Here is a 24,761-nt window from a genome sequence, read left to right on the forward strand (position 1 = left end):
TTAAATGTCCATGTAAATAGAGTTATTGAACATCCTACAATTTATACTTGTAATAATAAGGGAAGAGAATTGATATGTTAAATGCTTATATTGTAATTGCAGATATGCTTAAAAGGCATTATCAAACGAATTATAAACGCTGTTTATAACAAATAATCAATGATAGTTTAATTACAAAAATGTATCAGTGGATTGTAATGAAATGAAGTGTTATCCAGAAATAAGTTTGAAAGTAAATAAAAGACCTAACCATACATTATTTTACATGGCTAAGTCTCTAATTTTTTGAGTGAAATATTAATTACTTACAAGTGCTGTTAATTCAGCTTTAAAAACGATGATATCATGTTGATTAAACGTAGTTAACAGTACGGTTAACAGACCGTTTTCTTTCTTTATAGAATGTTTGTGTGTAACTTCAGCAACGACACGTAAAGTATCATTCGGATATACTGGCTTGGAGAATTTAACATGATTCATCTGTGTCCCAGCTACTACCTCTTCGCCATATTTACCAGTTTCTACCCATAATTTAAAGGATAAGGACATCGTATGCATACCCGATGCGATAATTCCATTAAATCGTCCCTCAGATGCTTTGTTTTTATTAATATGCATATATTGTGGATCAAATTCACGTGCAAATTTTATAATTTCTTCTTCACTAAGTTGATAACTTTTAGTATTAAAGGTATCACCAATTGAAAAATCATCGAATTTCATATGTATACTCTCTTTCTAATATATTTCTGTAACCTAACGTACTATCTATAGTTATACACTTAAAATGAACGACCTTTCAATTTATACGATTGATAGTGCAAACTGATAGATTAAAAATAGATATCTTTAGTAATTATCAAAGTTTTATATTCATAAAGAAGAATAAGTAGTAGAATATAAAACAACTAATTATTAGAATTTTCGAAAAAAGAGAGGTATATATATGCATGTATTGATTGTAGGTAGTGGTATCAGTGGTTTGAGATTAGCGGATTTATTATCCGATACTGATGTGACATTTAATATAATTGAAGCACGAGATAGAATTGGTGGTCGTGTATTAACAGAAACACCTTCTAACGAAAATTATTTTGATTTAGGACCAACATGGTTTTGGCCTGAAAAGGAACCTAAGATTGTTAATTTGATAGAAGAATTACAATTATCGACGATAGAGCAGTATAATAATGGGCAAAGTTTGTTAGAGTTGAGTGACAATAATCCTGTAAAGTTTATTAAAGCAACTGAGGTTAACAGTTATTGTAAACGAATTGAAGGTGGCGTGAATGCTTTGGTACAAGCAATTTACCAGCGCATACCAACAATCAATATTGACCTTAATACAAGTGCTACTGCTATAAGACGAAATGAGGATCAGACATTTACTGTAACAGCAGTAAACAATCGCACAGAAGAAGAGCGAACTTATGATGCTGATGTGGTCGTATTTACTTTACCGCCAAGATTACTATTTGAGAATATTGACTTTACACCTGAGTTACCAGAAACAGTGAAGGTTGATTTATTAAATAAGCCAACATGGATGGGGGCTCAGGCGAAAGCGATTGTTACATATGATCAACCATTTTGGAGAACGGACGAACTATCTGGTAATGTTATAAGTTGGCAAGGTCCACTGCGTGAAATTTATGACGTAACAACACCTAATGGAGATAGTGCCTTATTTGGATTTTTTGGTTTAGCACCAGCTGATCGAAAGAGAGAAACACTAGCAAGCATTGAGGATAAAGTAGTCAATCAATTAGTGAGATTGTTCGGTGAAGAAGCGCGAGACTATAAAGCATTTTATTATAAAGATTGGTCGCAGGATGACTATACGGTAACGCCAGGTGACACATTAAATATTGAAAGTTTTCCTACTTATGGGCAGCCACCTGCATACATAGATAATGTATACTTTGCTGGTACAGAATATGATGCAAAAAATGGAGGTCATCTTGAAGGTGCACTCGCCTCAGCTGAACAGACATTTAACAATTTAACACATCAAAGTATGATAAAAGAAAGATAATTTTAAACGACCTATATGAAGTTATGGTGAGTTGAACTTTTACAATTGAAATGTCTATGCAATTATATTACTATGTGTATTTGTGTTGAAAAATTTAATAAGTAGATATCTATTAGAACTTTTTAGTTGTTAGCTAAGAAGTTCTTTTTATGTTAAATAACATAATCATGAATAGACATATGTAACTTTAAACTATAAAGAAAGTGAGGCTTGTGAAGATGGTGTATAGAATACATTTGAAGAATATCTGTTTCTGTATTTTGGGGACATTTCTTATAGCGATTGGCATTAATACATTTGTTATTGCATCTAATTTAGGAGAAGGCGGCACAGTTGGCATATCATTAAATTTAAAGTATACGCTTGGTTGGTCACCAGCTATTACTTCATTTATTATCAACGTCATTTTAATTATAATAGGGTGGAAATTTTTAAGTAAAACAACGGCAGTATATACATTGATCACTGTAATTTCTAGTTCGTTGTTTATTGGCTTGACTGAGAATCTAACACTTAATATAGATTCAGACTTTATCAATACAGTGTTTTCAGGCGTGTTGATTGGTATTGGTTCTGGTTTTGTAATTTCTGCACGTAGTACGCTTGGTGGTACATCGGTTATTGCCAAAATAATTAATAAATATTCAGAGATTAAGACTTCTCAAGCCTTATTCATTTTAGATACTTTAATCGTTGTATCATTTTTATTAGTGTTACCTGTACAAAACGTGCTTTATACAATCGTGATGCTATTTATTGTAGAAAAAAGTATGTCCTTTGTAATAGAAGGATTTAATCCGAAGAAGGCAATTACGATTATGTCAGCTTATAATGCTAAAATAAGTCGTCAAATCAATCAAGAAACAGGTCGTGGCTCTACATTATTAAATGGAGAAGGCGGTTATGGTCAAAAAGAAAGCAAAATTTTATACGTAGTTGTACCTCAAAATCAATTATCACAAATTAAAAAAATCGTTAATATATATGACGAGAATGCATTTTTGGTTATTCATGATGTAAGAGATGTCTTAGGCAATGGCTTTATGAAGGTTCAATAATACATTTAGTAAAATATTGTCTAAGAGATGTCTTCAATAGTAACTGTGACTAACCGTTTTTAAAATTCAGTGAAATCATCTGTAGTAATAAAAAGCTATGAAGAAAGTAAAGATGATAGACTTTGTTCATAGCTATTTTTATAGATTAAATAATCTAGTCCATAAAATGCTATTTTCAAATACGATAATGAGATCATTTTATGCAAGTGCGTCTAAATTAAGCAATATTATAAATAAAACAGCCAGTAAATAAGTATAGAAGCTTATTTACTGGCTGTTTATTTGATTTTTTAATAGTGATACAAATTATAAAAGTTAGCGATTATTGATTAACTAACGTGTTAAAGTTTTCTAAACGTTTTGCTTTTTCTGCATCGCTAATATTATGTTTTTTTACATAGCGATTTCTTTCATGAGCAGCACATTCATGTGAACAAGCACCTAAATAACGTGCTTCGTTTTCTTCAGAAACTAGAATTTGTTTGTTACATTCTGGGTTACTACAGTTGATGTAGCGTTCACAAGGTGTACCGTCAAACCATTCTTTACCAACAACTGTCTTTTCAACATGGTTTACGTCTACACTGATTCTTTCGTCAAATACATACATTTTACCGTCCCATAATTCACCTTGAACTTCTGGGTCTTTACCATAAGTTGCGATGCCACCTTCAAGTTGCGCCACATCTTCAAAGCCTTCTTTTAATAAGAAACCTGAGAATTTTTCACAACGGATACCACCAGTACAGTAAGTAACGATTTTCTTATCCATAAATTGTTCTTTATTCTCTTTAATCCAGTCAGGTAAATCTCTAAAACGAGTAATGTTTGGTCTCACTGCACCACGGAAATGACCTAAATCAAATTCATAATCATTTCTAGCATCAATAACGATAGTATCATCATCTAATAATGCTTGTTTAAATTCTTTTGGAGATAAATATTTTCCTGTTAATTCATTTGGATTAACATCATCTTCTAGGTCTAATGCAACAATTTCATTTCTTGGGCGCACATGCATTTTCTTGAATGCGTGACCTTCAGCTTCATCAACTTTAAAGGTAATACCTTCAAAACGAGAATCGGCTTTTAAAGTTTCCATATATTTGTCAGTGGCTGCTACAGTTCCTGACACTGTACCGTTAATCCCTTCACCAGATACTAAAATACGGCCTTTTAATTCTAAATCTTTACAAAAATCTAAGTGCTCAGTTGCAAATGTTTCGGGGTCTTCAATTGTTGTATATTTATAATATAACAATACTCTGTAATCCATTTTACATGCTCCTTCTATTTAATTTTTTTTATCAATTTATATTAAGATCAGCGTGAATTGAAATTAATTTGATTTATGAAGTTTTATAACTACTTTTTCTATGGAAAAGTATGCCAACGTTGCAAGTTTGTGTAAAAACACAAAATTCTCCTCAATATATTGTAACAAAAAAGGTGTATTATTCAATTCAAAAATTTTGAAATAGGTAAAGTATCCTTTATATCATATTTTTATTGAGTATTATTTTTTAATAAATAAATATATAAAGGCTTTAAATATATTGTGGGGTAGTTATTTTCACTTTGGTTTCTCGTTGACATTTTTTGGGCAAAATTACATAATAGATAAAGAATATAATTATCCGAATATTCAAAACATTATAGTTTGGGATGATGTATTGTGCAGAGTACAAGAGAAATATGCAATACGTATACAAATTTAACAGAAATTGAAATTTACAAAGTTGAACAGTTAGCTAAACATTTACCAGAAATAGCGAGCTTAAATAATGCATTTGTATTTATAGATTGTCCGGCTATTGAACCTGATCATTTTATTGTGGTTGCGGAAGCATGGCCTAATAGTAACAATTTGTTATATCAAACATCAGTGTTAGCTCAGAATGTATATAAAAAATTTGAACCAGCCGTTTTTAAGACGTTAGATACTGGAGAATCAGTTTATCAGCATCGAGCGGTATCACAAGAAGGCAGAGTTGTTGAACAAAATGTAACGCCGATTGCTGTGAATGAGCGAATTATTGGTGCACTTATAATGGAGAAAGATGTTAGTAATAAAGTATTAGAAGAAGACAAGTTAAAGGCACTCACAGAAGCAACGGATACATTAAGTAAAATAGTGTCTCAATCAAGTGAAAGTCGAATAGGCTTTCCTGATATGATTGAAGAAAGCATATTTAATATTGATCAAGATTTATATATACGTTATTACAATTTAACAGCAGATGAACTTGTGAAAAAGATATTACGTGTAAATTGTGAAACAGACATGTCATTTATAGAATTATTTCCAAGTATTGAAGATATGCTTACCGATGGTCAGATTATTACTATAGAAGAAAGAGAATTTGAAGGGTGCTATTTTCGTGTGAAGTGTATTAGATTATTTGAACATAATGAAGTAACTGGGCATTTAATTTTGATGCAAGATATTACCGATTTAAAGGAAAAGGAAAAAGAACTAATTTCTAAGTCTGTGGCAATTAGAGAAGTACATCATCGAGTTAAGAATAATCTACAGACAGTAGCTAGTTTGCTAAGATTGCAAATGAGGAGAGGCTTGCCTGACGATAGTAAAATATATTTTCAAGAAAGTTTAAATCGAATATTAAGTATTGCATCAGTGTATGAAGTAATTCTTGATGAATCCCATACAGATAAAGTGAATATAGGAAAATTAATTAAAAAAATAGGCAATATGCTAGTATATAACGATAATTCAGAAGCATGTAGAATACATATCTCGTATCATATTAATCAAATGAGTCTTTTACCGTCAAATACAGCTGTTTCTTTAGCATTAATTGCAAATGAGTTGATATCTAATTGCATTAAACATGCATTTGATAATAAAGATGTTGGTAACATAGATGTAAAGTTAATTTATACAGATAGTGACAATGAAATGATATTGGTGGTACAAGATGATGGCGGGGATAGTTTGGACTTTGAAGAATCGTTTGGTCTCAATATTATTAATACGATAACTGAAAATGATTTGGGGGGATCATTTAAATTGACGAAAAATCGTATTGGCACAATGGGGAAAGTTAATTTTCAGCACAAGGGGAGCAATGGTTATGAAGAAAATTATGGTGGTTGAAGACGAATCAATCGTGAGACTCGACATTGTAGAAATGTTGAAAACAGCAAAATACCATGTGATTTCAGCAGTGAGCAATGGTGAAAAAGCCATTGAAGCTACAGCAGAGACACAGCCAGATTTAATCATTATGGATATTAAAATGCCAAAATTAAATGGTTTAAAAGCAAGTAAGATTATTAGCAAGAAATACGATATTCCTATATTGATATTGACGGCTTATAGTCAAAATGAATTTGTTAATGAAGCAAAACAGTCCAACATAGTTGGTTACATCGTTAAGCCTATATCTGAATCACAATTACTACCAGCAGTAGAAATAGCTTTAAATCAGTCGTTTCGCTTAAGTAATTTAAAGCAAGAGGTCGCACAATCATATAAACAAATTGAAAATAGAAAACGTATTGAACGTGCTAAAGGACTTATAATGCGACGATTGAATATCACAGAAGATGACGCATATCAAAAATTGAGAAAATTGAGTATGGATCATCAAGTTGAACTTGAAAAAGTTGCGGCTAAAGTAATCAAACAATTAGATTCGTAAATAATAATACTTAGAAGTGAATATATTAGAGCAAAGGTGCTTATTTGTAGTAACAAATAGGCATCTTTTTGTGTTTTTATAGTATGAAAACAATGGGGTGGAGTAAATGGAACATATTGGTACAGTGATTATTTATATCATTATGATTTGTGCGGTGCTTGGTGCTATTGGAGCGATTAAGGATGCCCAAAGGGGCATTGGTAAAGAGTTTATGGAAGGTATTTATACAATTGGTCCTATATTTGCAAATTCAGCAGGTATAATGGCATCTATACCGTTTATTTCCAAATTTATTGAACATGTATTTGGACCAATGTTCGACAAAATAGGTGCGGATCCAGCAATTGCAGCGACATCAATATTGGCTACAGATATGGGTGGATATCAATTAGCAGAGGTTTTAAAAGAGAGCTATGAGGGTTGGATAATGGCAATGATTGTCGGTTTTATGGCAGGGGCAACAATTGTTTTTACAATTCCTTTAGGCTTACCAATGCTTGAAAAGCGTGATCATAAGTATATGGCTCTAGGAATACTGTCTGGTTTATTAGCAATACCTTTTGGGGCATTTGTTTCTACTACTATTATGCTGTTCAGTCATATGAAAGTGCGTACTTTCATTGGTACAACAGGTGCAGCGACACACGTATTCTCTATTAGCTTTACGTCAGTATTGTTAAATTTGTTACCGTTAATTATCTTTGTAGTTATAACTGCAATAGGTTTATATTTCTTCTCAGATTTGATGATTAAATTGTTTATTATTTTTGGTAAGATATTGGATACTTGTATCAAACTTGTCTTTGTTTGTTCTGTAGTAGAGATTTTTACAGGATTTTTCACACACATTTTTGGAGTGTGGGGATTTGATCCAATCATGGCGGATAAAGAGGATAATTTTAGAGCTTTAGAAAATGCTGGTAACATTGCAATTATGTTATCTGGTGCCTTTCCAATGGTTTACTTGATTAGAAAGTACTTTTCAAATGGATTAACACGTGTGGGAGGGAAAATTGGTTTAAGTGAAGCTGGTAGTGCAGGTATAATTGCGACAATTGCTAATATATTAGCAATGTTTAAATTGGTAAAGGATATGCCACCAAAAGATAAGGTGATTAATATATCCTTTGGTGTGAGTTCAGCATTTTTATTAGGAGATCATTTATCGTATACAGCCAACTTCCAACCGACATTGATTCCAGCTGTTCTTATAGGAAAATTAAGTGCAGGTATCCTATCAATAATATTTGCCTACATTCTATGTTTACCAAAAGCGAGAAAATTAGAGAGGATTGATCGACAAGCAGGTATTATTGGATTAGATGAATATAAAAATGAATAATAAATGGCTGCACATCATTGTAATTGATAAATATTATAAAAAACGAATGTTAAAATATAAAAACCTGTCCAACAAACGTTGAACAGGTTAACTTTTGTGTTGTGCTATAGTATAGTACATCTCAATTAGAAATAGTTTGCAGTTATACCGCCGTCTACATTGATGTTAGCTCCGTTTGTCCAATCAGATTCATCTGAAGCTAAATATAAGGCACAGTTAACAATATCTTCAGGTTTGCCAAAGCGTCCAGAAGGTTGTCTACCTAAACGCACATTCTTAGCATCTTCATCTGAAACGAGCCACTCCATGAGTAAAGGTGTTTCTATAGGACCAGGGCTTATCGCATTTGTGCGAATACCTTTAGGTCTGAATTGAATTGCTAATGATTTTGTCAGAGAGACTACTGCACCTTTAGACGCTGTGTAAGCATCTTGAGGCACTGAACAACCCATTTCTGCGACAAATGATGCAATGTTAATAATTGACCCAGTATTATGCTTCTCCATTTCTGGAATGACGTATTTAGTCATAAAGAAAATGCCTTTTACATTAATATTCATTACTAAATCCCAAACATCTTCACTTGTATTAACTACTGAATTATCTGCCTCTGGCATCACACCTGCATTATTGTACAATACATCTATTTTGCCATATGTTTCGACGGTATCTTGAACGGCTTGTTTTACATCATTTTCATTGGCAATATCTACTTTAAAGAACGAAGCCTGACCACCGTCTTGAATAATTTCATCAACGGTTTCTTTGCCTGCTGTGCTATCTCTTTCAAAGACTGCGACCTTTGCACCTTCTTTAGCAAATCGTTTTGCAGCTTCTTTACCCATGCCACCACCGGCACCTGTGATGATACAAACTTTATTTTCTAGTCTCATTGTTATTCCTCCATTCATGTTTTAGCTTTGTTCGAAATATCTTGAACGTTCCCAAGTTGTGACATAAGAGTCAAAGTCATTTTGTTCAGATTGAGCAGCGTGTAAATAGTGTTTAGCTACATCTTCGCCCAATACTTCTTTAACTACATCGCTTTCTTTCCAAGTTAAGATTGCTTCATGTAATGATGACGGTATACGTTCGATAGCGTCTTGATTATAAGCATTACCTTTTAGTTCATCAGGTAAAGGGATTTTATGTTCAATACCATATAGTCCAGCGCCAATCAACGCAGAATATGCTAAATATGGATTCATATCTGCTCCGGAAATTCGAGATTCGAAACGTAATGAGTTACCACAACCGACCATACGATATCCTGCAGAACGGTTATCTCTACTCCATGCAATACTTACCGGTGCCCATGAATTTGGAGCAAATCGTTTATATGAATTTATATATGGAGCAAACATAAGTGCGAAATCACGTGTATATTTGATAATTCCGGCTAAGAAATGCTTTAATGTATCAGAAATAGGATTTTCAGCATTGTCACCTGCATAAAAGGCGTTATTGTGTGTTCCTTTTTCCATCATACTAAGATGAATATGACCACTAGAACCGGTCCACTCAGCATAAGGTTTAGCCATAAATGTGACCGATTTATCATTTTGGATACATATTTCTTTCATTCCGTGTTTAAACATGAGATGTTGATCTGCAGCCTTGAGGGCATCTGCGTACTTTAAGTTAATTTCGTGTTGTCCTTTGTATGCTTCACCCTTAGATGATTCAATCGTAATCCCCATTAAATGCATTTGTTTACGTATTTCTTGGTAAATAGGCTCGTTTTTAGTGCCTTGTAATAAGTTATAATCTTCATTTAAGTGACCAGCAGGTTCTAATTTACTATAGCCTTTTTTATTTATATCTGAAAATGAATCATTAAACAGGTAAAATTCTAATTCACTTGCCATATGTGGTGACAATCCATAGCTTTCGGCTTTTTTAATCTGTTCTTTTAGTATGTTCCTTGGAGCAATCTTAATTTGTTCTTCTCCATCAACAGTATACACATCACAGAACACAAGAGCTGTTTTTTCTAACCAAGGTACTACTTTTAAAGTATCCCAATCTGGTTTGGCTAGATAATCGCCGTATCCTTTATCCCAATTCATGTATTCATAACCATCATCGGTATCCATTTCAAAGTTAGTACCTAAGAGATAGTTACAAAAATGAGTTCCTTCTGAAATATCATTTTCTAAGATGAAATCACCAGTAATACGCTTGCCCATTAAACGTCCTTGCATATCGCAAAAACCAAGCACAACTGTATCTATTGATTCGTTTTTTACAAGTTCTAATAATTTTTCTTTCGAAATACTGCCAGTTACATTATTATCATCATGTGTATCGTGAATTTCATTAATCATAATATCTACCCCTTTAGCATTTATTCTTGTAACGATAGTGAGATATATTTTAACTCTAAGAAACCATCTAATCCGTGGTGACCACCTTCGCGACCCATACCACTTTCTTTGATACCTCCAAATGGTGCTTGAGGTACACTAAGTTGGGTACCATTTACACCAATCATTCCAAATTCTAATTGCTCAGATATTTTGTAAATTGTATTAATATTATTTGAGAAGAAGTATGCTGCAAGACCAAACTGTGAGGCATTCGCAATTTCTATTGCTTCATCAATACTCTTAAATGTAATGATAGGTGCAACTGGGCCGAAAATTTCATCTTGAGCAATAGCCATCGAAGGATTGACGTTTGTTATAACTGTTGGTTGATAGAATAATCCATTACTTGAAATTGGAAGTTTGTGGCCACCTACTTTGATATTGGCACCATTTTGAGTAGCATCTGCAACGAGATGTTCAACTTTATCAACAGCAGCTTTATTTATCAAAGGCCCCACCTGTACGCCGTCGTCTGTACCAATACCAACTTTTAATTGTTGAACTCGAGTTGCTATTTTTTCTGTGATTTCATCTTGTATATCTTCATGAACAAGCACTGTATTTATGCCGTTACACATTTGACCTGTGTTTTCGAATTTATTTTCTACAATGGCGTCAGCTGCAATGTCTAAATTGGCATCTGGTAAGACAATAGTTGGCGCATTGCCACCTAATTCAAGTGAAATTCGTTTAACTTGATCAGCAGCTTGCTTCATTAACTGCTTACCTATTGTAGTTGAACCGGTAAATGAAATCTTTCGAATTTTAGGGTTACTAAATAGTGTATTAGAAATCATTGAAGAACTACCTGTTACAATATTTGCTACACCATTATCGATATCAGTACGCATTAACTCATCAAAAATGGCAATCGCAATTCGTGGCGTTTCACTTGAAGGCTTAACAATAACTGTACAGCCAGCAGCTAAAGCAGGCGCTACTTTACGTGCAATCATCGCACCTGGGAAATTCCAAGGTGTAATGAGTCCACATACACCCACAGGTTGTTTAATTACTGAAATACGTTGTTGTGGTGAAGAAGGTGGAATGATTTCTCCGTAGATTCTTTTTCCTTCTTCAGCATTCCATCGAATAAATTTAGCACAAACACCAATCTCCCCATAAGCTTCTGCATATGGTTTACCTTGTTCTTCACTCATAATATGTGCTAGTTCATCTTGTTTAGAAAGTAAATTCTGAGCCCATTGCTCTAAGATGTCAGCCCGATATTCGGCAGTATAGTTTGACCATGATTTAAATGCAGTGTGTGCTGCGACAATTGCATCATTGACTTCATGTTCAGAAATTTTCGGGACTTCTCCTATTACATCACCTGTAGCAGGATTGATGACTTTAATACCATCACTAGTTGTAATTTTATTTCCATTAATCCAGTTGTGATTGTAGTTATAACTCATTTAAACTTCCCCCTTTGAATATAAAAAAGAGCTCACACAATACGACACGAAATGTCTATTGTATAAGCTCCATTGCTTTATATATTTACTTTTAAAGAACAATAATTACTTTATGGGTGAAATATCTCCCAAGTTGATTAAATGTTACTAAATTTTCAAAACCTTGTCAATTTTCAGACAATCAATTATACTGTGAGAAAATTTTAACCTTGAAGGAGGTTCGTTTTATGTCAAAGACGATAGACTTATTAACGGATTTAATTTCTTATAATAGTTCGGATAAAAAAACTGCGAATGAAACAATTCAATACTGTTATGATTGGTTGGAAAAAGAACAATTACAGCCAGAAATTTTAACTAATGATGGATATAAAATGTTGTTATGCGAAGTCGGGGAAGGGAAACACAAACTTGTGCTAAATGGTCATGTTGATGTCGTTAGTGGAAAGCCTGAACAATTCACTCCCAAAATTAAAAATGGCAAGATTTATGGACGTGGTTCTGCAGATATGAAATCTGGAGTAAGTGCTATGATGGTAGCAATGAGCGAGTTACAACACATTGATTTAGGAGATACAACTGTTCAATTACAATTAGTTTCTGATGAAGAAATAGGCGGTAAACATTGTGCAGCATATTTAACAGAAGAGGGATTTTTAGGAGATTTTGTTATTTGTGGTGAAGCGACTCAATTAGGTATAGGATTTCAAGCAAAAGGAATTCTTCAGTTTGATATTATATTAAAGGGTGAATCTGCTCATAGTAGTAGACCATGGGAAGGAGAAAATGCTATTGCTAAGGCGCTTAAACTACATGATGATATTCTAACATTACCATTTGCTCAAGAAGCTACAGACATTTATAAAGAGCCTTCAATTAATTTGGCTAAAATAAATGGAGGGGATGTATATAATAAAGTTCCAGATAAATGTAAAGTATCATATGATATTCGATATTTGCCTTCACAAGATTATGAGGAAATACTCTCACAAATTAAAGGTATAACTAATGGAGATATTCAATTACATCTAGTAGGTCCAGCAGTACAGAATGATGTTAATCATAAGTATATAAAGCGTTTGGAAAATACTATAAAAGAATCAATGGATAGCGACAATGTAGCTGTTTTTGGACAGCATGGTTTTGCAGATACAAGGTATTTCTCAAGATTTGATGTACCTGCAATTGAATTCGGTCCGACAGGGGCTGAATGGCATGGTGATGGTGAATATGTAGAGATAGCTTCAGTAGAATCTTACAAAGACATTTTAGTAAACTTTGCTGAATATTTTGCTAAGTAATACTAATATAGATTTGAATATCAATACTAATTCGAGTAAGTTGTACTTGAATTTATATTGTTATTTGAAGATGTAGTTAGAAATTATTTTAAGTTATAGAGGTTAAAGTAGTGATTGTGTATGGGAGGCATAAGTTATGGAAACTATTTATTTAGCAGGTGGTTGTTTATGGGGAGTACAAGCTTTTCTTAAGACACTGCCGGGTGTTGTGGAGACTGAAGCGGGAAGAGTGAACGGTTCGACCAATACCCTAGATGGAGCATATGATGGTTATGCGGAGTGTGTAAAGACAGTCTTCCAGCCGGGGGTTAGTGATGTTGAACAATTAATGTCATATTTTTTTGAGATTATAGATCCATATAGTATTAATCAACAAGGAGATGATGTTGGACCTAAGTACCGAACCGGAGTCTATAGTGAAAATAAACAACATCTTGAAGCTGCGCAAGCTTTTATAAATAGTAGAACAGACCATGCAGAAATCGCAGTGGAAGTCTTACCTTTGTCTAATTATGTAAGAAGTGCAGAAATTCACCAAGATCGATTAGATAAATTTCCTGAAGATTACTGCCACATACCGAATGAAATAATGCAGAAATATAAATAGGGCGTATCATTTTTATGGATTTGTAATCAATATAAAATTATATTGAAAAAATATATTTGATGTCTTGACATATAAAATAGATGAGCGTATTATTTGAGAATGTACATGGGGTGTACTAATTTAAAAGTAGCCCTTTTCGTAAAAAATTATAAAAGACTTTGTATATCCAATATAGACTACCCTCGATATTGGGTATCATTTTGCCCTTATGGTACATGGGGTGTACATTTTTAGAAAAGGAAGGTTCAAAATATGTTCAATGAGTTCAAATTTATATTTAGAAATAAGATGTTGATCGTCTCTCTTGTTTCAATTGCATTGGTGTCATTATTATATGTTGCCTTTTTTGTTGGTTCAATTTGGGACCCATACGATAAGACTGACCAGTTGAAAATATCTGTAGTCAATCATGATGAATCAGCAAAGATGAATGGTAAAAAGATTACAGTGGGCGATGATTTAGTCGACAAACTTAAAGATAATGATAAGTTTAAGTTCCAAGAAGTTTCTGAAGAAAAAGCACAGAATGAATTAAATAAAGGTAAAAGTGCTGGAACAATCATTATTCCTAAAAATGCTTCTCATAATACTACAACATTATTAGATAAACATCCTAAGAAGATTAAACTAGAAACACAGGTTAACCCAGGTTCAAGTTATACCGAGAGTCAAACTGCACAAAAAGCACTTGATAAAGTTACAACAACATTGAAAGACGATATTCGTTCAAAATATCTAAATCAATTATTTGCAGGTACAAAAAAATCACAATCAGGTTATCAAGATACTTCTGATGCATTAGGTAAGATGTCAAATGCAGAATCACAATTAATTAGTGGTAATCAACAAGTAACAGACGGCTTGAAACAATTAGAACCAGCTGTAGGTCAACCAGCGCAACAGTTAGAATCTGGTAACCAACAAGTAACAGATGGTTTAAACCAATTAAAATCAAACAATGATCAATTAAAACAACAAATTGATAATTCAATTTCACAACAAGAAGATAAATCATTTGAAAGTAAAAATGAAAAAGCTTTAAACAAAGTGACTAAAATTGATGAAAATAACCCAACGGAAGCTGACAAATACGGTGAAACAATCGTCCCATACATGGCGAGCGTAAGTTTATTCGTTGTGGCAGTTTCATTTAGTGCAATTTATCCATTACGAAAAACATTAAGCCGAGAAGTATCATCTCTTAAACAAGCAATGGGTAAATTGTTATTGTATATCGTACAAGGTTCATTAGCAGCGCTATTTATGAGCTGTTGGGTCATCTTTGTCTTCGATATGTCAATCGATAATGTGGGTCAATTCTTGGCAACAGGAATTCTATGGGCGATTGCAGCAATAACAATTACGACATTCTTAGGCTTGTTCTTAGATAGAATTGGTCTATTCTTATCAATGATACTGTTGATATTACAATTGAGTGCGAGTGAAGGTATGTTCCCAATTGAAATGTCAGCAAAATTCTTTAGATGGATTCATCCATTCTCACCTATGACTTATGCTATCCAAGGATATAGAGAAGCAATCTTTACAAATGCTGGTCACTTCAACTTTAGCTTTGTAATTAGTGTATTAGTTGGTATTATCGTAGTAATGATGATATTGCAATATTTAATTCTATTATGGTTTAATAAACGAGATAGACTACCATTTTCAATGCAATTTAAATAAGTATTGAAATTAAGGGGAGAAATAAATGGAAAATGTTGATAGCAAGATTGAAGAAGCTATAACAAAATTTCAAATAGTGATGTTGAGACTGAATAAAGAGATTGTTGAGGTAGTGAAGGAAACGGGTGTAAGTAACTTGCTTTCTAGGGAACAAATTGAAGCGATGAGAATTATTCAAACTGAGGGCAAGGTAACGATTAACGAACTTGCTGCGTTACAGAATATATTTAAGACGGCGGCTTCAAAACGCATTGGGAAATTAGAAGAGATGGGCTATGTTCAACGTGCATATTCTGATAATAAGCGAATCAAATTAATTCAATTAAGTGATGAAGGCGCAGAATTTTTACAAGAGGCAACTACGAAGATGACTAAAGCTGTAAAGGAACGTATCGGTGACAAATTCACATTAGAAGAGGTAGAACACTTTGTCGATCAATTATATATGATCGAGAATGCATTTAGTGAGCGTAAGCATAAAGCATAGTAAATCAAACATTTTTAAGACAAGCTATGGAGCAATTTATGATGATAGATTGCTCCATAGCTATTTTTATAAGCATAGCTATAGGGTGTTGAGTATTGTAAGCGAGACACCTGAAGGAGTATGGAAGTGTCGAGACCAAAGCTCGACCTATCCCCCTAAGTAATACGCAACATAAATCTACGAAAACAGGCGCAATAGTGCGTTTATTTACTTAATAAATAGTAAGTAATGACGAATTATCGGAGATGTGAAATAGACTTCTAGTTTAGAGATTAGTATACTTGAATTAAAGCGTTTTGAATTTTAAATAGCTTATAATTTTGTATTATGTCTTTTTTTGAAATAATTAAATATGGATGTAGGAGGTATTTTATAATGAAAAGAACTGCAGAAAAAATACTCGCTTGGATTGGAGTTGCTTTACAAATTATTGGCGTTATATTTATCGGATTTATGTTCCCTTTAGTCGGTACTGATGACTTTAAACAATCTGCAATTAACGCAATGCAACAAGAAGATCCAACGATTACAACGACAAATGCCAATGATGGTATGAATATGTTAGTAGGCATGTTAGGAATCGGTTTAATTTATGCCATTGTAGTGTTAATCATTGCTTTGATTGGTGCAATCTTGATAGGTAAGAAACCTAAAGCAGCAGCAATTTTATTAATTATTGCCGGGGTTCTATCGCTATTAGGAAATTGGATAAACGCAATTTTATGGATTGTTGCCGCAATTATGCTATTAGTTAAAAAGCCTAAACAACCGAATCACTATAATCACACAGCAACAACAGAAAGTAATGATGATTTGTCATCTTTTGAGTCTCTTAATAAAAAAGATTCAGATAATGACTACAAGTATTAAAGTATTTATTTAGCAATAGTATTATCAAACGTTAAACAGAATCAGTCGCGTTTAACGACTCATATCAAGTGACTTAAAGTTATTAAATGGGCTATGATTAACTTATTCATTGTGGTATTACTCAATGAAACCGTGGGGGAGCAAAATGAAAAAAATGACATTTCGGTCGTGTATTGTAACTGACTGTAGCGTCATTTTTATATTGATCATTACACAGTTTTAAATGAGGTGAGACAAATGATGGTATTAGTAATGCTATCACCCCTTCTAGTAGTTGGTTTTATAGTGATGGCAATTTTAGAAGAGAAAAAAAGAAACCGTAAGAAATAATTTATGGTAATTATATAAATGAAATGCTGCATTTAGAAACTGATATCAGTTTTTTAGATGCAGTTTTTTTATTGATTATACTGTTACTTAGTACATCTATTATTTTGACAGTAATCACAAAGCTTATAATAAATTAAAGGTTAACTAGTGGGAATTGATGGTTATCATGAGGGGGGTAACACTGAGGGTTGTCTAACGTGAGACATGCGAGATACTCAATAAATGTTGCTATATCAATGTTTTAGAGTTATGGGAAATGAATAATAATGTCGATGCATTATTTAGTAAATGTTTTACATGAAACATTTTTCAAATTATTGAGAAGTAATATGTATATATTAATTGGTTTTGTCCGGTCAAATTTATGGTTATTAGGTTCCCTTTTTATTACAAACGTAACTATCTCATGTATAATTTTAAGCAAAGGGGGTTATGTTGTGAGTGAAATGTTATATATTTTAGAAACGGTATTATTGCCTATTTTTATTATGATAATTTTAGGATTTATACTGCAGCATAAATTTGATTTAGATTTAAACACTTTAGCAAAGTTAAATATTTATGTATTTGTACCTGGATTTATTTTTGTTAAATTCTATAAGACCCACTTTGCTTTGAGTTTATTATTTTACATAGTTGTATTTTTTGTATTATACATAATTGTTTTATATATCATTGGGCGATTACTTGCTAAATTTTCAAAAGGTGACAAAGGGGAAGTAACTACTTTGACTAACAGTGTACTCTTTTTTAATTCTGGAAATTATGGTGTCCCGGTAAATGATCTTGTATTTAAAGGGGATCCACTAGCAATGTCTGTTCAGGTATTGGTGTTATCCATGCAAAATATCTTTACCTTTTCATACGGTGTGTTCGCAATTCAATCATTGCGCATCGGAAAGTTAAAGGCACTATTGGGTTACTTTAAAATGCCTGTACTTTATGCCTTATTATTAGCAATCATCTTGAATTATGCGCATGTTCCCATCCCTAAGTTTATCTGGACACCTGCAAATTACGTGGCAGACGCTATGATTGCGATTGCTTTGTTGATGTTAGGTGCACAAATTGCGAGAATTAAATTTAACTTTAAATGGTCTGCAGCATATGCCTTTATTTTTGTAAGACTAGTAATGGGACCAATTATTGCCTGGGGAATTATTGAATTAATGGGACTTGAGGGTGTGATTGCTCAAGCGTTATTCATCACTTCTGCGATGCCAACGTCTGTCAATAGTTCTGTGATAGCCCAAGAATATGATAATCACCCAGAGTTAGCAGCTGAAATTGTCTTTTTATCCACTTTATTAAGTTCTGTGACAGTTGTTGTAGTCATCTACTGCTCAAAGTTATTATTTTAAACTGAATTAATAAACGCATATGCAGTGGATTTATGCTGAATATGCAGTGTTCAAGAAATACTTAAACATGATCTAACATAGGAATATGTATGAAAAAATGGAGTAGTATCAGTAAATCGATTTGTCCAATCGACAGCTGTACTGCTCCATTTCTTTATATCTAAAGCATATGTTTAAGTACAACTTTAGATATTATATTAAAATGCTATAAATTTAAAATTCTACGACAGAATATTGTTTTAATACTTTTTTGAATGGACTTGGTTCACTTTCGCCGCTTTTAATTTTTTTATTCATTTCTTTATGTTCTTCGACGTGTTCAGGCCTTGCTACCCAAGTTTGGAAATCTTTTTTCTCTTGCCACTTACTAACAATGACATATTCAACTTCATCAGCCTTTGATTTCGTCCACACTTCAGCATCAATGAGCCCTTTAACGTTGTCGTTTAATTCAGCTAAATTCTTTTTGGCTTTATTGTATAATCTATCTTCATTTTCTTTATTTGTAGAAAATGCGACTTCTGTAATAAACATGTATTTCCTCCTAAAGTTAAATATTTATTAATGCTAGCACTTTTAAATTTTTTTCTCTAGTAATTTTAGTTGAATTTGATTTTTTATTTAAACGTGTTATAAATATGTCGTATAAAAAATTAAAACGTATAACATGCTATTTTTTATCAAAAAAACACTTTGAAAAGGGACGATGCGCGTGATTGATGCAGTATTAGGAATTGATATAGGCACTGGTTCTGTAAAGGCTATAGCTGTAAGTAGGCAAGGAAAGGTCATACAAACTGTGAGCGAACATTTAAAAATGATTCAACCTCAAGCTGGATATAATGAACAACGACCTGATGATTGGGTATGTGCGACGATTCAGTGTATTAAAAAAATACTACAAGATCCGGAAATGGCGAATGTTAAGGTACATGGCATATCATTATCTGGTCAAATGCACAGTCTTGTAATACTTGATCAACACAATCAACCTATTCGTAATGCAATCTTATGGAACGATACTAGAACGACTGAACAATGCGTAGAAATAAGGCAGGAATTGGGGGACTATGTGTTAGAAAATCCTGTTTTAGAAGGGTTTACGTTAACGAAATTATTATGGATTAAAGCAAATGAACCTGAAAACTGGGCGCAAATTGCTAAATTTTTATTACCCAAAGATTATGTTAGATATAAATTGACGGGCAATCTTCATATGGAGTATTCGGATGCATCGAGCACTTTGCTCTTAGATCCTGTGCTAGAAACGTGGTCGAAAGAATTGGCCGCGCACTTTACTGTAGATCACATACTTCCGAACCTGGTGGCATCAGAGGATTTTGTTGGCTATGTAACTCCAGAATTAGCTCGGAAATTAGGATTGAAAGAGGATGTAGCTGTCTTTGCTGGTGGAGGAGATAATGCTTGTGGTGCCTTAGGGGCAGGTGTTATCAAAGACGAACAAACGCTATGTAGTATTGGGACTTCTGGTGTTGTATTAAGTTGTGATAGTAATGCAAAGACCCATTATCGACATAATTTGCACTTTTTCAAACATGTTATCCCTAATCAATCCTATGTGATGGGTGTCACGCTTGCTGCGGGTGATAGTCTCAATTGGTTGCGTAGTAATATCTTGTCTGATGTATCATATGAGCAAATTTTTCAAGAGGCAAGCGCAGCGGATATAGGGAGTAATGGTTTGTTATTTACGCCTTATTTATCAGGTGAGCGGACACCTCATGGAGATTCGAGTATACGTGGTAGCTTTATCGGGCTAAGTGCATTGCACACTAGGGGGGATATGGCACGTGCAGTAATAGAGGGTATCACCTATTCCTTGTATGAGTCCATTTGTCTATTAAGAGCAAAGGGTAAGGCAATATCAGAGGTGGTGGCCATTGGTGGAGGCGCTAAAAATGATTTTTGGTTACAACTGCAAGCAGATATGTTTAATGCTGAGGTAAAGCGATTGAAATATGAGGAAGGGCCATGTATGGGGGCGGCCATACTCGCTATTAAAGGCCTAAATTGGTATAACAATTTAGATGCTATCATGGAGTCATTTATCTGTTTTGAGCAAGTATTCTATCCGAATCAGAACAACCACGAACAATATCAACAATACTTTGAGGTGTATAAAAAAATATATACACAAACGCGTGAATTGACTTCAAGTTTGTTGTCATTATCAAAAAAATAAAAATTTGTTGCTTGAAAATTAAATTTGAAAACTATAGCATAGAGTTAACTTATAATTTATCAAGTGAATTAAGTTGAACTTGAAAATAAATACATAATGAGTTAAGTTTAAATTAATTATATATGTCATTTACATGTGACGTATGCAAGTTTAAAATTTCATAGAAACCACTGGAAGTGCCTTTATTAAAGGCTGAGACCGATGTAGTGACATAGGGATTCCTTGAACCTGATCCAGTTTGTACTGGCGTAGGAAAGTGGCGTTATAAACAATTAGTATTCGTTCATTCAACGTTATTTTTCTACACAGAAAAATAACGTTTTTTTATTTATTAGAGGTGAAAGGCATGTTTGTAGCGATAACAGCAGATAAATATTTAGCAAGAAAGGATATAATGCATTATTTAGCTATTGAAGCACATATTGATTATTTGATTGTTAGAACTCCAATGTCATCAGACGAATTGGTTGATTGGATTAATATGTTGCTACAGTACCAATTTCCTAAAGAAAAAGTAATTATTCATGAAAATATAGATGTTTTAAATCGTTGTGCTTTAACCGCGATTCATTTTAAAGAACATAATAATCAAGATTTATTTTTTAAGCAGCGCTTTCCACATATTCAGGTGAGCAAGTCAACGCATCATAGTAGGATGGTTGCTGAGGCAGCGCAACGTGGTTTAGATTTTGTCTTGTTTAGTCATATTTTTGAAACGAAATCCAAGCCAGGCATAACACCACGGACAACTGACGAAATTAATGCGGCATTACAATATGATATTCCAGTGGTCGCGTTAGGTGGCATCAATCATCGAACAATTGCTCAGTTGCCAAATGGCTTTGATGGTATTGCGGGCATCTCACTTTTTGAAAAAGATAATGTTGCACATTTAGATCAATTGAAGGAGGTGTGGCATGCATATGTATGATGTCATCATTATTGGTTCGGGTGTTATGGGCATGTCGGTAGCGAGAGCATTGAGTGAACATTCGGTCCATGTAGCTATAATTGATCGAGATATACCTGGCATGCATGCCTCGTATAAGGCTGGTGGGATGTTAGGTGCACAAAATGAATTCACCCAAGAATCAGCGCTCTATCATATCGCCCGTAAATCACAACAAATGTTTCCAACACTAGCAAGTGAATTATTGGATGAAGTCGCTTTAGATATTGAATATTTAAACAGTGGCTTAATTAAAATAAACGCCTCGAAAGCTGATGCGCATGACATTCAAGTGCAGTATCAATTTTTAAAGCAATATAACGACCAGATTGAGTTACTAACGGATTCAAGATTAAGTGAATTGACCAACGATAAGGTTATGAACAATGGCAAACAAGCGATGTATATACCGGACGATCATCAAGTCAATGCTAATCGATATACGAAAGCACTGCTTGAGTCTATAAAAAGACGGAACGTGGAACGTTGTTATCATACGGAAGTGCATCATATTGAATCACTTAAACAAGGTTACAAAGTGAAGACACAGAATGGTTCGTTTTATGGGAAAAAGGTTATCGTCGCTGGTGGTGCATGGAGTGGTAGGTTAGTGTCACCCCACTTACAATCGCATAATGTTACAGGTGTCAAAGGTGAAGCGTTACTCGTAGAACACCCAACATTGAATTTGAATACAACGTTATTTATGACGAATGGTTGCTATATCATTCCAAAGTTACAACACCGTTACATGATTGGTGCTACAAGTTACTTTGATGATTACTCTGTCGGAGTGTCGTCGGTAGGAAGAGATTGGCTCTTACATCAAGCATCGACGATTGTACCTCAATTAAAAGATAGTCAGATGCTACATGAATGGTCCGGAATACGACCTTATAGTAAAGAAGAACGTCCAGTTATGGATGAGGTGGCGCAAGATTTGTTTGTTATCACAGGGCATTATCGCAATGGAATCTTATTATCGCCATATATTGGTGCTTTGATGTGTGAATGGTTATTAACTGGGCAACGTCCAGAAGATTTACAAGATTTTAGAATTGAGAGGAGTGTTGACAATGCAATGCATTATTAACGGTGACAGCTTTAAATTTAGCAAAGAGTTAAATATTCAAGAATTGATTCAAGAAATGGGATTAGATGAAAATCGAATCATCGTTGAACACAATGAAGAATTGATTCAACGACAACAGTTTCCTGTTCAAGTGGTAAGAGATCAAGATTGTTTAGAATTATTAGAGTTTGTAGGAGGCGGATAGGATGATTGAAATTGGTAAATTCAAATTAAATTCGAGACTATTATTAGGTACTGGCAAATTTGAGAATGAGGATATACAACAACAAGCGATACAAGCGTCAGAAACTGAGGTGTTAACATTTGCAGTACGTCGAATGAACCTTTATGACAAAGATTTACCTAACCCACTTGCTCAAGTAGATTTATCAAATTTTGTGACCTTCCCTAATACTGCAGGAGCAAAAACTGCACAAGAAGCGGTACGTATTGCTGAAATTGCGAATCATGCTGGTGTATGTGACATGATTAAAGTTGAGGTGATTGGAGATGATGAAACACTGTTACCTGATCCAATTGAGACTTATGAAGCTTGTAAAATATTATTGGAAAAAGGTTATACAGTATGCCCATATATTTCTAATGATGTCGTGTTAGCTAAACGATTAGAGGAATTAGGTGTCCATGCGATTATGCCGTTAGCTTCTCCAATAGGAACGGGTAGAGGCATTAACAACCCATTGAATTTAAGATATATAATAGAACGTACAAATGTACCGGTGATTGTAGATGCTGGAATTGGTTCTCCAAAAGATGCTTGTCATGCAATGGAACTAGGCGCTGATGCAATATTATTAAATACGGCGATATCAAGTGCAGAAGATCCAGTTAAAATGGCAGAAGCGATGAAGTTAGGTATCAATGCGGGTAGATTGAGCTTTGAAGCTGGAAGAATCCCAGTGAAATATACAGCACAAGCATCTAGTCCGACTGAAGGAATTGGATTTTTATAATGAAAAGATACCAACGTCAAGCGATTTATGCACCATTTGGTAAACATGGGCAAAGTCGACTTGAAAACACTCATATCATGATACTTGGTGCAGGTGCGTTGGGGAGTCACTGTGCGGAAATATTAACTCGGATGGGTGCAGGCAGTCTAACCATCATTGATATGGATGTCGTTGAAACATCCAACCTACATCGTCAAGCGATATTTGATGAAATGGATGCTGAACAATTGCAACCAAAAGTAATTGCCCTTGAAAATAAATTAAAGTTGATTAATAGTAATGTGAAAATCACTGCGCTATATCAAGAGCTCACTAATAACAATATTGAAAATTTATTAAAGGTGTATCAACCGGATATCGTAATTGATGGAATGGATAACTTTACACTGCGCTTTCTTATTAATGAAGCATGTCATAAATGCCAAATACCTTGGATATATGGAGCGGCAGTGGGAAGTAAAGGTTCGGTGTATGCCATTGACTATACGGGACCTTGCTTTAAATGTTTATTAGAGACCGTTCCTCAAACAGGAGAGAGTTGTGCAATCAATGGTGTATTGCCACCAGTTATTTATCAGGTTGCTAGTATGGAGGTTTCTGAACTATTGAGGTGGCTATCTGGTCATGGCTTTTCTAAAAAGTTAATCACGATGGATAGCTTTACTATTGATGTGAAGACATTAAATATTAGTGGGTTAAAGCAGCATCAGTGCCCAGTCTGTGAACGACAACACTATGAATATTTAAATCAGCCAAGGACCAAACACGTTGAAAAGCAATGTGGAAATACCTATCTATTGCGTTTCAACCCTTCAGTGTTTAATTATGCAACGCTCTTACCTACTACAATTGTTAAGCAAAATGACTTTGCTAAGTTGATGACCTATCAAGGTTATCAAATGACATTATTTAAAGATGGTAGAATGAACGTTTACGGCTTAGACGAAGAAGCGGATGCACAACAACTTTTCCTTACTTTGAATAAAAGCGTTAAATAATCTATTAAATGATTGTAATCATAAAATCGAATAAGC

At 33.9% G+C, this 24,761-nt stretch carries 23 protein-coding genes, 1 pseudogene and 1 riboswitch; of the genes and pseudogenes, 18 read left to right on the forward strand and 6 right to left on the reverse strand.

Going from position 1 to position 24,761, the window contains the following annotated elements:
- Window positions 1-297: 297 nt before the first annotated feature.
- On the reverse strand, window positions 298-723 hold the full coding sequence (locus tag ACF91D_RS09140) for a MaoC family dehydratase (RefSeq protein ID WP_107527474.1): 426 nt from the start codon (window positions 721-723) through the stop codon (window positions 298-300).
- Window positions 724-946: 223 nt separating this feature from the next.
- Between ACF91D_RS09140 and ACF91D_RS09145 the strand changes: the two genes are divergently transcribed.
- Entirely contained in the window at window positions 947-2,035 is a 1,089-nt protein-coding gene (locus tag ACF91D_RS09145) for a flavin monoamine oxidase family protein (protein WP_107590210.1), read from the forward strand.
- 218 nt (window positions 2,036-2,253) lie between these two features.
- Window positions 2,254-3,093: a YitT family protein gene (locus ACF91D_RS09150; protein WP_042739560.1), complete on the forward strand. Its 840-nt coding sequence runs from the start codon at window positions 2,254-2,256 to the stop codon at window positions 3,091-3,093.
- A 322-nt stretch (window positions 3,094-3,415) separates the two neighbouring features.
- Here the strand turns inward: ACF91D_RS09150 and trhO are convergent, their stop codons facing one another.
- Window positions 3,416-4,369 carry an oxygen-dependent tRNA uridine(34) hydroxylase TrhO gene (trhO, locus tag ACF91D_RS09155; protein ID WP_107590211.1) on the reverse strand — a complete coding sequence of 318 codons (954 nt, stop codon included), beginning with the start codon at window positions 4,367-4,369 and terminating at the stop codon, window positions 3,416-3,418.
- Window positions 4,370-4,768: 399 nt separating this feature from the next.
- On the opposite strand from trhO, the gene ACF91D_RS09160 reads away from it, so the two are divergent.
- The 3 genes from ACF91D_RS09160 to eutH all read left to right on the forward strand — a co-directional run bounded on the left by ACF91D_RS09160 (window position 4,769) and on the right by eutH (window position 8,100).
- Window positions 4,769-6,211, forward strand: a complete 1,443-nt coding sequence (locus ACF91D_RS09160; RefSeq protein WP_232166755.1) for a sensor histidine kinase — start codon at window positions 4,769-4,771, stop codon at window positions 6,209-6,211.
- Window positions 6,189-6,758: an ANTAR domain-containing response regulator gene (locus ACF91D_RS09165; RefSeq protein WP_107590212.1), complete on the forward strand. Its 570-nt coding sequence runs from the start codon at window positions 6,189-6,191 to the stop codon at window positions 6,756-6,758. Before ACF91D_RS09160 ends, ACF91D_RS09165 begins: the two co-directional genes overlap by 23 nt.
- Before the next feature lie 106 nt (window positions 6,759-6,864).
- Window positions 6,865-8,100 (forward strand): ethanolamine utilization protein EutH, encoded by a 1,236-nt coding sequence (eutH, locus tag ACF91D_RS09170; protein ID WP_107590213.1) that lies wholly within the window; start codon window positions 6,865-6,867, stop codon window positions 8,098-8,100.
- 125 nt (window positions 8,101-8,225) lie between these two features.
- Here eutH and ACF91D_RS09175 read toward each other — a convergent pair whose 3' ends face one another.
- The 3 genes from ACF91D_RS09175 to ACF91D_RS09185 are packed head-to-tail and all read right to left on the reverse strand — an operon-like array spanning window position 8,226 to window position 11,887.
- Window positions 8,226-8,993 carry an SDR family NAD(P)-dependent oxidoreductase gene (locus ACF91D_RS09175; protein WP_107511926.1) on the reverse strand — a complete coding sequence of 256 codons (768 nt, stop codon included), beginning with the start codon at window positions 8,991-8,993 and terminating at the stop codon, window positions 8,226-8,228.
- Between the two features lie 21 nt (window positions 8,994-9,014).
- Complete coding sequence (locus tag ACF91D_RS09180) at window positions 9,015-10,427, reverse strand: glutamine synthetase family protein (protein ID WP_107511927.1); 1,413 nt, start codon at window positions 10,425-10,427, stop codon at window positions 9,015-9,017.
- A gap of 20 nt (window positions 10,428-10,447) precedes the next feature.
- Complete coding sequence (locus tag ACF91D_RS09185; RefSeq protein ID WP_107590214.1) at window positions 10,448-11,887, reverse strand: NAD-dependent succinate-semialdehyde dehydrogenase; 1,440 nt, start codon at window positions 11,885-11,887, stop codon at window positions 10,448-10,450.
- A 227-nt stretch (window positions 11,888-12,114) separates the two neighbouring features.
- Here ACF91D_RS09185 and ACF91D_RS09190 point away from each other — a divergent pair, with 227 nt between their 5' ends.
- From ACF91D_RS09190 to ACF91D_RS09220, 7 genes and pseudogenes are all read left to right on the forward strand, one after another.
- The gene (locus ACF91D_RS09190) at window positions 12,115-13,188 is read left to right on the forward strand and encodes a M20 family metallopeptidase (protein ID WP_107591316.1); all 1,074 of its coding nucleotides are present in this window, start codon (window positions 12,115-12,117) and stop codon (window positions 13,186-13,188) included.
- A 136-nt stretch (window positions 13,189-13,324) separates the two neighbouring features.
- Window positions 13,325-13,795, forward strand: a complete 471-nt coding sequence (locus ACF91D_RS09195; RefSeq protein WP_107590216.1) for a peptide-methionine (S)-S-oxide reductase — start codon at window positions 13,325-13,327, stop codon at window positions 13,793-13,795.
- A 252-nt stretch (window positions 13,796-14,047) separates the two neighbouring features.
- A complete protein-coding gene (locus ACF91D_RS09200) occupies window positions 14,048-15,481 on the forward strand; it encodes a YhgE/Pip family protein (protein WP_107590217.1) in 1,434 nt (477 codons plus the stop codon).
- A gap of 25 nt (window positions 15,482-15,506) precedes the next feature.
- A complete protein-coding gene (locus tag ACF91D_RS09205) occupies window positions 15,507-15,968 on the forward strand; it encodes a MarR family winged helix-turn-helix transcriptional regulator (protein ID WP_107590218.1) in 462 nt (153 codons plus the stop codon).
- 375 nt (window positions 15,969-16,343) lie between these two features.
- On the forward strand, window positions 16,344-16,838 hold the full coding sequence (locus ACF91D_RS09210) for a DUF4064 domain-containing protein (protein WP_232166754.1): 495 nt from the start codon (window positions 16,344-16,346) through the stop codon (window positions 16,836-16,838).
- Window positions 16,839-17,078: 240 nt separating this feature from the next.
- A pseudogene (locus ACF91D_RS09215) lies at window positions 17,079-17,165 on the forward strand (hypothetical protein); the annotation flags it as partial.
- Window positions 17,166-17,605: 440 nt separating this feature from the next.
- A complete protein-coding gene (locus tag ACF91D_RS09220; RefSeq protein ID WP_107591317.1) occupies window positions 17,606-18,529 on the forward strand; it encodes an AEC family transporter in 924 nt (307 codons plus the stop codon).
- Between the two features lie 213 nt (window positions 18,530-18,742).
- Here the strand turns inward: ACF91D_RS09220 and ACF91D_RS09225 are convergent, their stop codons facing one another.
- Window positions 18,743-19,063, reverse strand: coding sequence for an antibiotic biosynthesis monooxygenase family protein (locus ACF91D_RS09225; RefSeq protein WP_042739573.1), 321 nt, complete (start codon window positions 19,061-19,063; stop codon window positions 18,743-18,745).
- A 178-nt stretch (window positions 19,064-19,241) separates the two neighbouring features.
- Here ACF91D_RS09225 and xylB point away from each other — a divergent pair, with 178 nt between their 5' ends.
- The 6 genes from xylB to ACF91D_RS09255 all read left to right on the forward strand — a co-directional run bounded on the left by xylB (window position 19,242) and on the right by ACF91D_RS09255 (window position 24,725).
- Complete coding sequence (gene xylB, locus ACF91D_RS09230; protein WP_107590220.1) at window positions 19,242-20,732, forward strand: xylulokinase; 1,491 nt, start codon at window positions 19,242-19,244, stop codon at window positions 20,730-20,732.
- A gap of 162 nt (window positions 20,733-20,894) precedes the next feature.
- Window positions 20,895-21,004, forward strand: a riboswitch (TPP riboswitch).
- Window positions 21,005-21,078: 74 nt separating this feature from the next.
- Complete coding sequence (locus tag ACF91D_RS09235) at window positions 21,079-21,663, forward strand: thiamine phosphate synthase (protein WP_107590221.1); 585 nt, start codon at window positions 21,079-21,081, stop codon at window positions 21,661-21,663.
- Entirely contained in the window at window positions 21,656-22,774 is a 1,119-nt protein-coding gene (locus ACF91D_RS09240) for an NAD(P)/FAD-dependent oxidoreductase (RefSeq protein ID WP_107590238.1), read from the forward strand. Before ACF91D_RS09235 ends, ACF91D_RS09240 begins: the two co-directional genes overlap by 8 nt.
- Window positions 22,758-22,958 carry a sulfur carrier protein ThiS gene (gene thiS, locus ACF91D_RS09245; protein ID WP_042739576.1) on the forward strand — a complete coding sequence of 67 codons (201 nt, stop codon included), beginning with the start codon at window positions 22,758-22,760 and terminating at the stop codon, window positions 22,956-22,958. The genes ACF91D_RS09240 and thiS overlap by 17 nt, the downstream gene beginning before the upstream one ends.
- Window position 22,959: 1 nt before the next feature.
- The gene (locus ACF91D_RS09250; protein ID WP_042739577.1) at window positions 22,960-23,727 is read left to right on the forward strand and encodes a thiazole synthase; all 768 of its coding nucleotides are present in this window, start codon (window positions 22,960-22,962) and stop codon (window positions 23,725-23,727) included.
- Window positions 23,727-24,725, forward strand: coding sequence for a ThiF family adenylyltransferase (locus ACF91D_RS09255; protein ID WP_182476700.1), 999 nt, complete (start codon window positions 23,727-23,729; stop codon window positions 24,723-24,725). The genes ACF91D_RS09250 and ACF91D_RS09255 overlap by 1 nt, the downstream gene beginning before the upstream one ends.
- Window positions 24,726-24,761 lie beyond the last annotated feature (36 nt).

The organism is Staphylococcus sp. 231237_7MaSpsaltlick, from assembly GCF_043107035.1.

Excerpts from the sequence above, each read along its gene's own strand:
- ACF91D_RS09140 (WP_107527474.1), bottom strand. The coding sequence starts at position 723 with ATGAAATTCGATGATTTTTCAATTGGTGATACCTTTAATACTAAAAGT.
- ACF91D_RS09145 (WP_107590210.1), top strand. The coding sequence starts at position 947 with ATGCATGTATTGATTGTAGGTAGTGGTATCAGTGGTTTGAGATTAGCG.
- ACF91D_RS09150 (WP_042739560.1), top strand. The coding sequence starts at position 2,254 with ATGGTGTATAGAATACATTTGAAGAATATCTGTTTCTGTATTTTGGGG.
- trhO (WP_107590211.1), bottom strand. The coding sequence starts at position 4,369 with ATGGATTACAGAGTATTGTTATATTATAAATATACAACAATTGAAGAC.
- ACF91D_RS09165 (WP_107590212.1), top strand. The coding sequence starts at position 6,189 with ATGAAGAAAATTATGGTGGTTGAAGACGAATCAATCGTGAGACTCGAC.
- eutH (WP_107590213.1), top strand. The coding sequence starts at position 6,865 with ATGGAACATATTGGTACAGTGATTATTTATATCATTATGATTTGTGCG.
- ACF91D_RS09175 (WP_107511926.1), bottom strand. The coding sequence starts at position 8,993 with ATGAGACTAGAAAATAAAGTTTGTATCATCACAGGTGCCGGTGGTGGC.
- ACF91D_RS09180 (WP_107511927.1), bottom strand. The coding sequence starts at position 10,427 with ATGATTAATGAAATTCACGATACACATGATGATAATAATGTAACTGGC.
- ACF91D_RS09185 (WP_107590214.1), bottom strand. The coding sequence starts at position 11,887 with ATGAGTTATAACTACAATCACAACTGGATTAATGGAAATAAAATTACA.
- ACF91D_RS09190 (WP_107591316.1), top strand. The coding sequence starts at position 12,115 with ATGTCAAAGACGATAGACTTATTAACGGATTTAATTTCTTATAATAGT.
- ACF91D_RS09195 (WP_107590216.1), top strand. The coding sequence starts at position 13,325 with ATGGAAACTATTTATTTAGCAGGTGGTTGTTTATGGGGAGTACAAGCT.
- ACF91D_RS09200 (WP_107590217.1), top strand. The coding sequence starts at position 14,048 with ATGTTCAATGAGTTCAAATTTATATTTAGAAATAAGATGTTGATCGTC.
- ACF91D_RS09205 (WP_107590218.1), top strand. The coding sequence starts at position 15,507 with ATGGAAAATGTTGATAGCAAGATTGAAGAAGCTATAACAAAATTTCAA.
- ACF91D_RS09210 (WP_232166754.1), top strand. The coding sequence starts at position 16,344 with ATGAAAAGAACTGCAGAAAAAATACTCGCTTGGATTGGAGTTGCTTTA.
- ACF91D_RS09225 (WP_042739573.1), bottom strand. The coding sequence starts at position 19,063 with ATGTTTATTACAGAAGTCGCATTTTCTACAAATAAAGAAAATGAAGAT.
- ACF91D_RS09235 (WP_107590221.1), top strand. The coding sequence starts at position 21,079 with ATGTTTGTAGCGATAACAGCAGATAAATATTTAGCAAGAAAGGATATA.
- ACF91D_RS09240 (WP_107590238.1), top strand. The coding sequence starts at position 21,656 with ATGTATGATGTCATCATTATTGGTTCGGGTGTTATGGGCATGTCGGTA.
- thiS (WP_042739576.1), top strand. The coding sequence starts at position 22,758 with ATGCAATGCATTATTAACGGTGACAGCTTTAAATTTAGCAAAGAGTTA.
- ACF91D_RS09250 (WP_042739577.1), top strand. The coding sequence starts at position 22,960 with ATGATTGAAATTGGTAAATTCAAATTAAATTCGAGACTATTATTAGGT.
- ACF91D_RS09255 (WP_182476700.1), top strand. The coding sequence starts at position 23,727 with ATGAAAAGATACCAACGTCAAGCGATTTATGCACCATTTGGTAAACAT.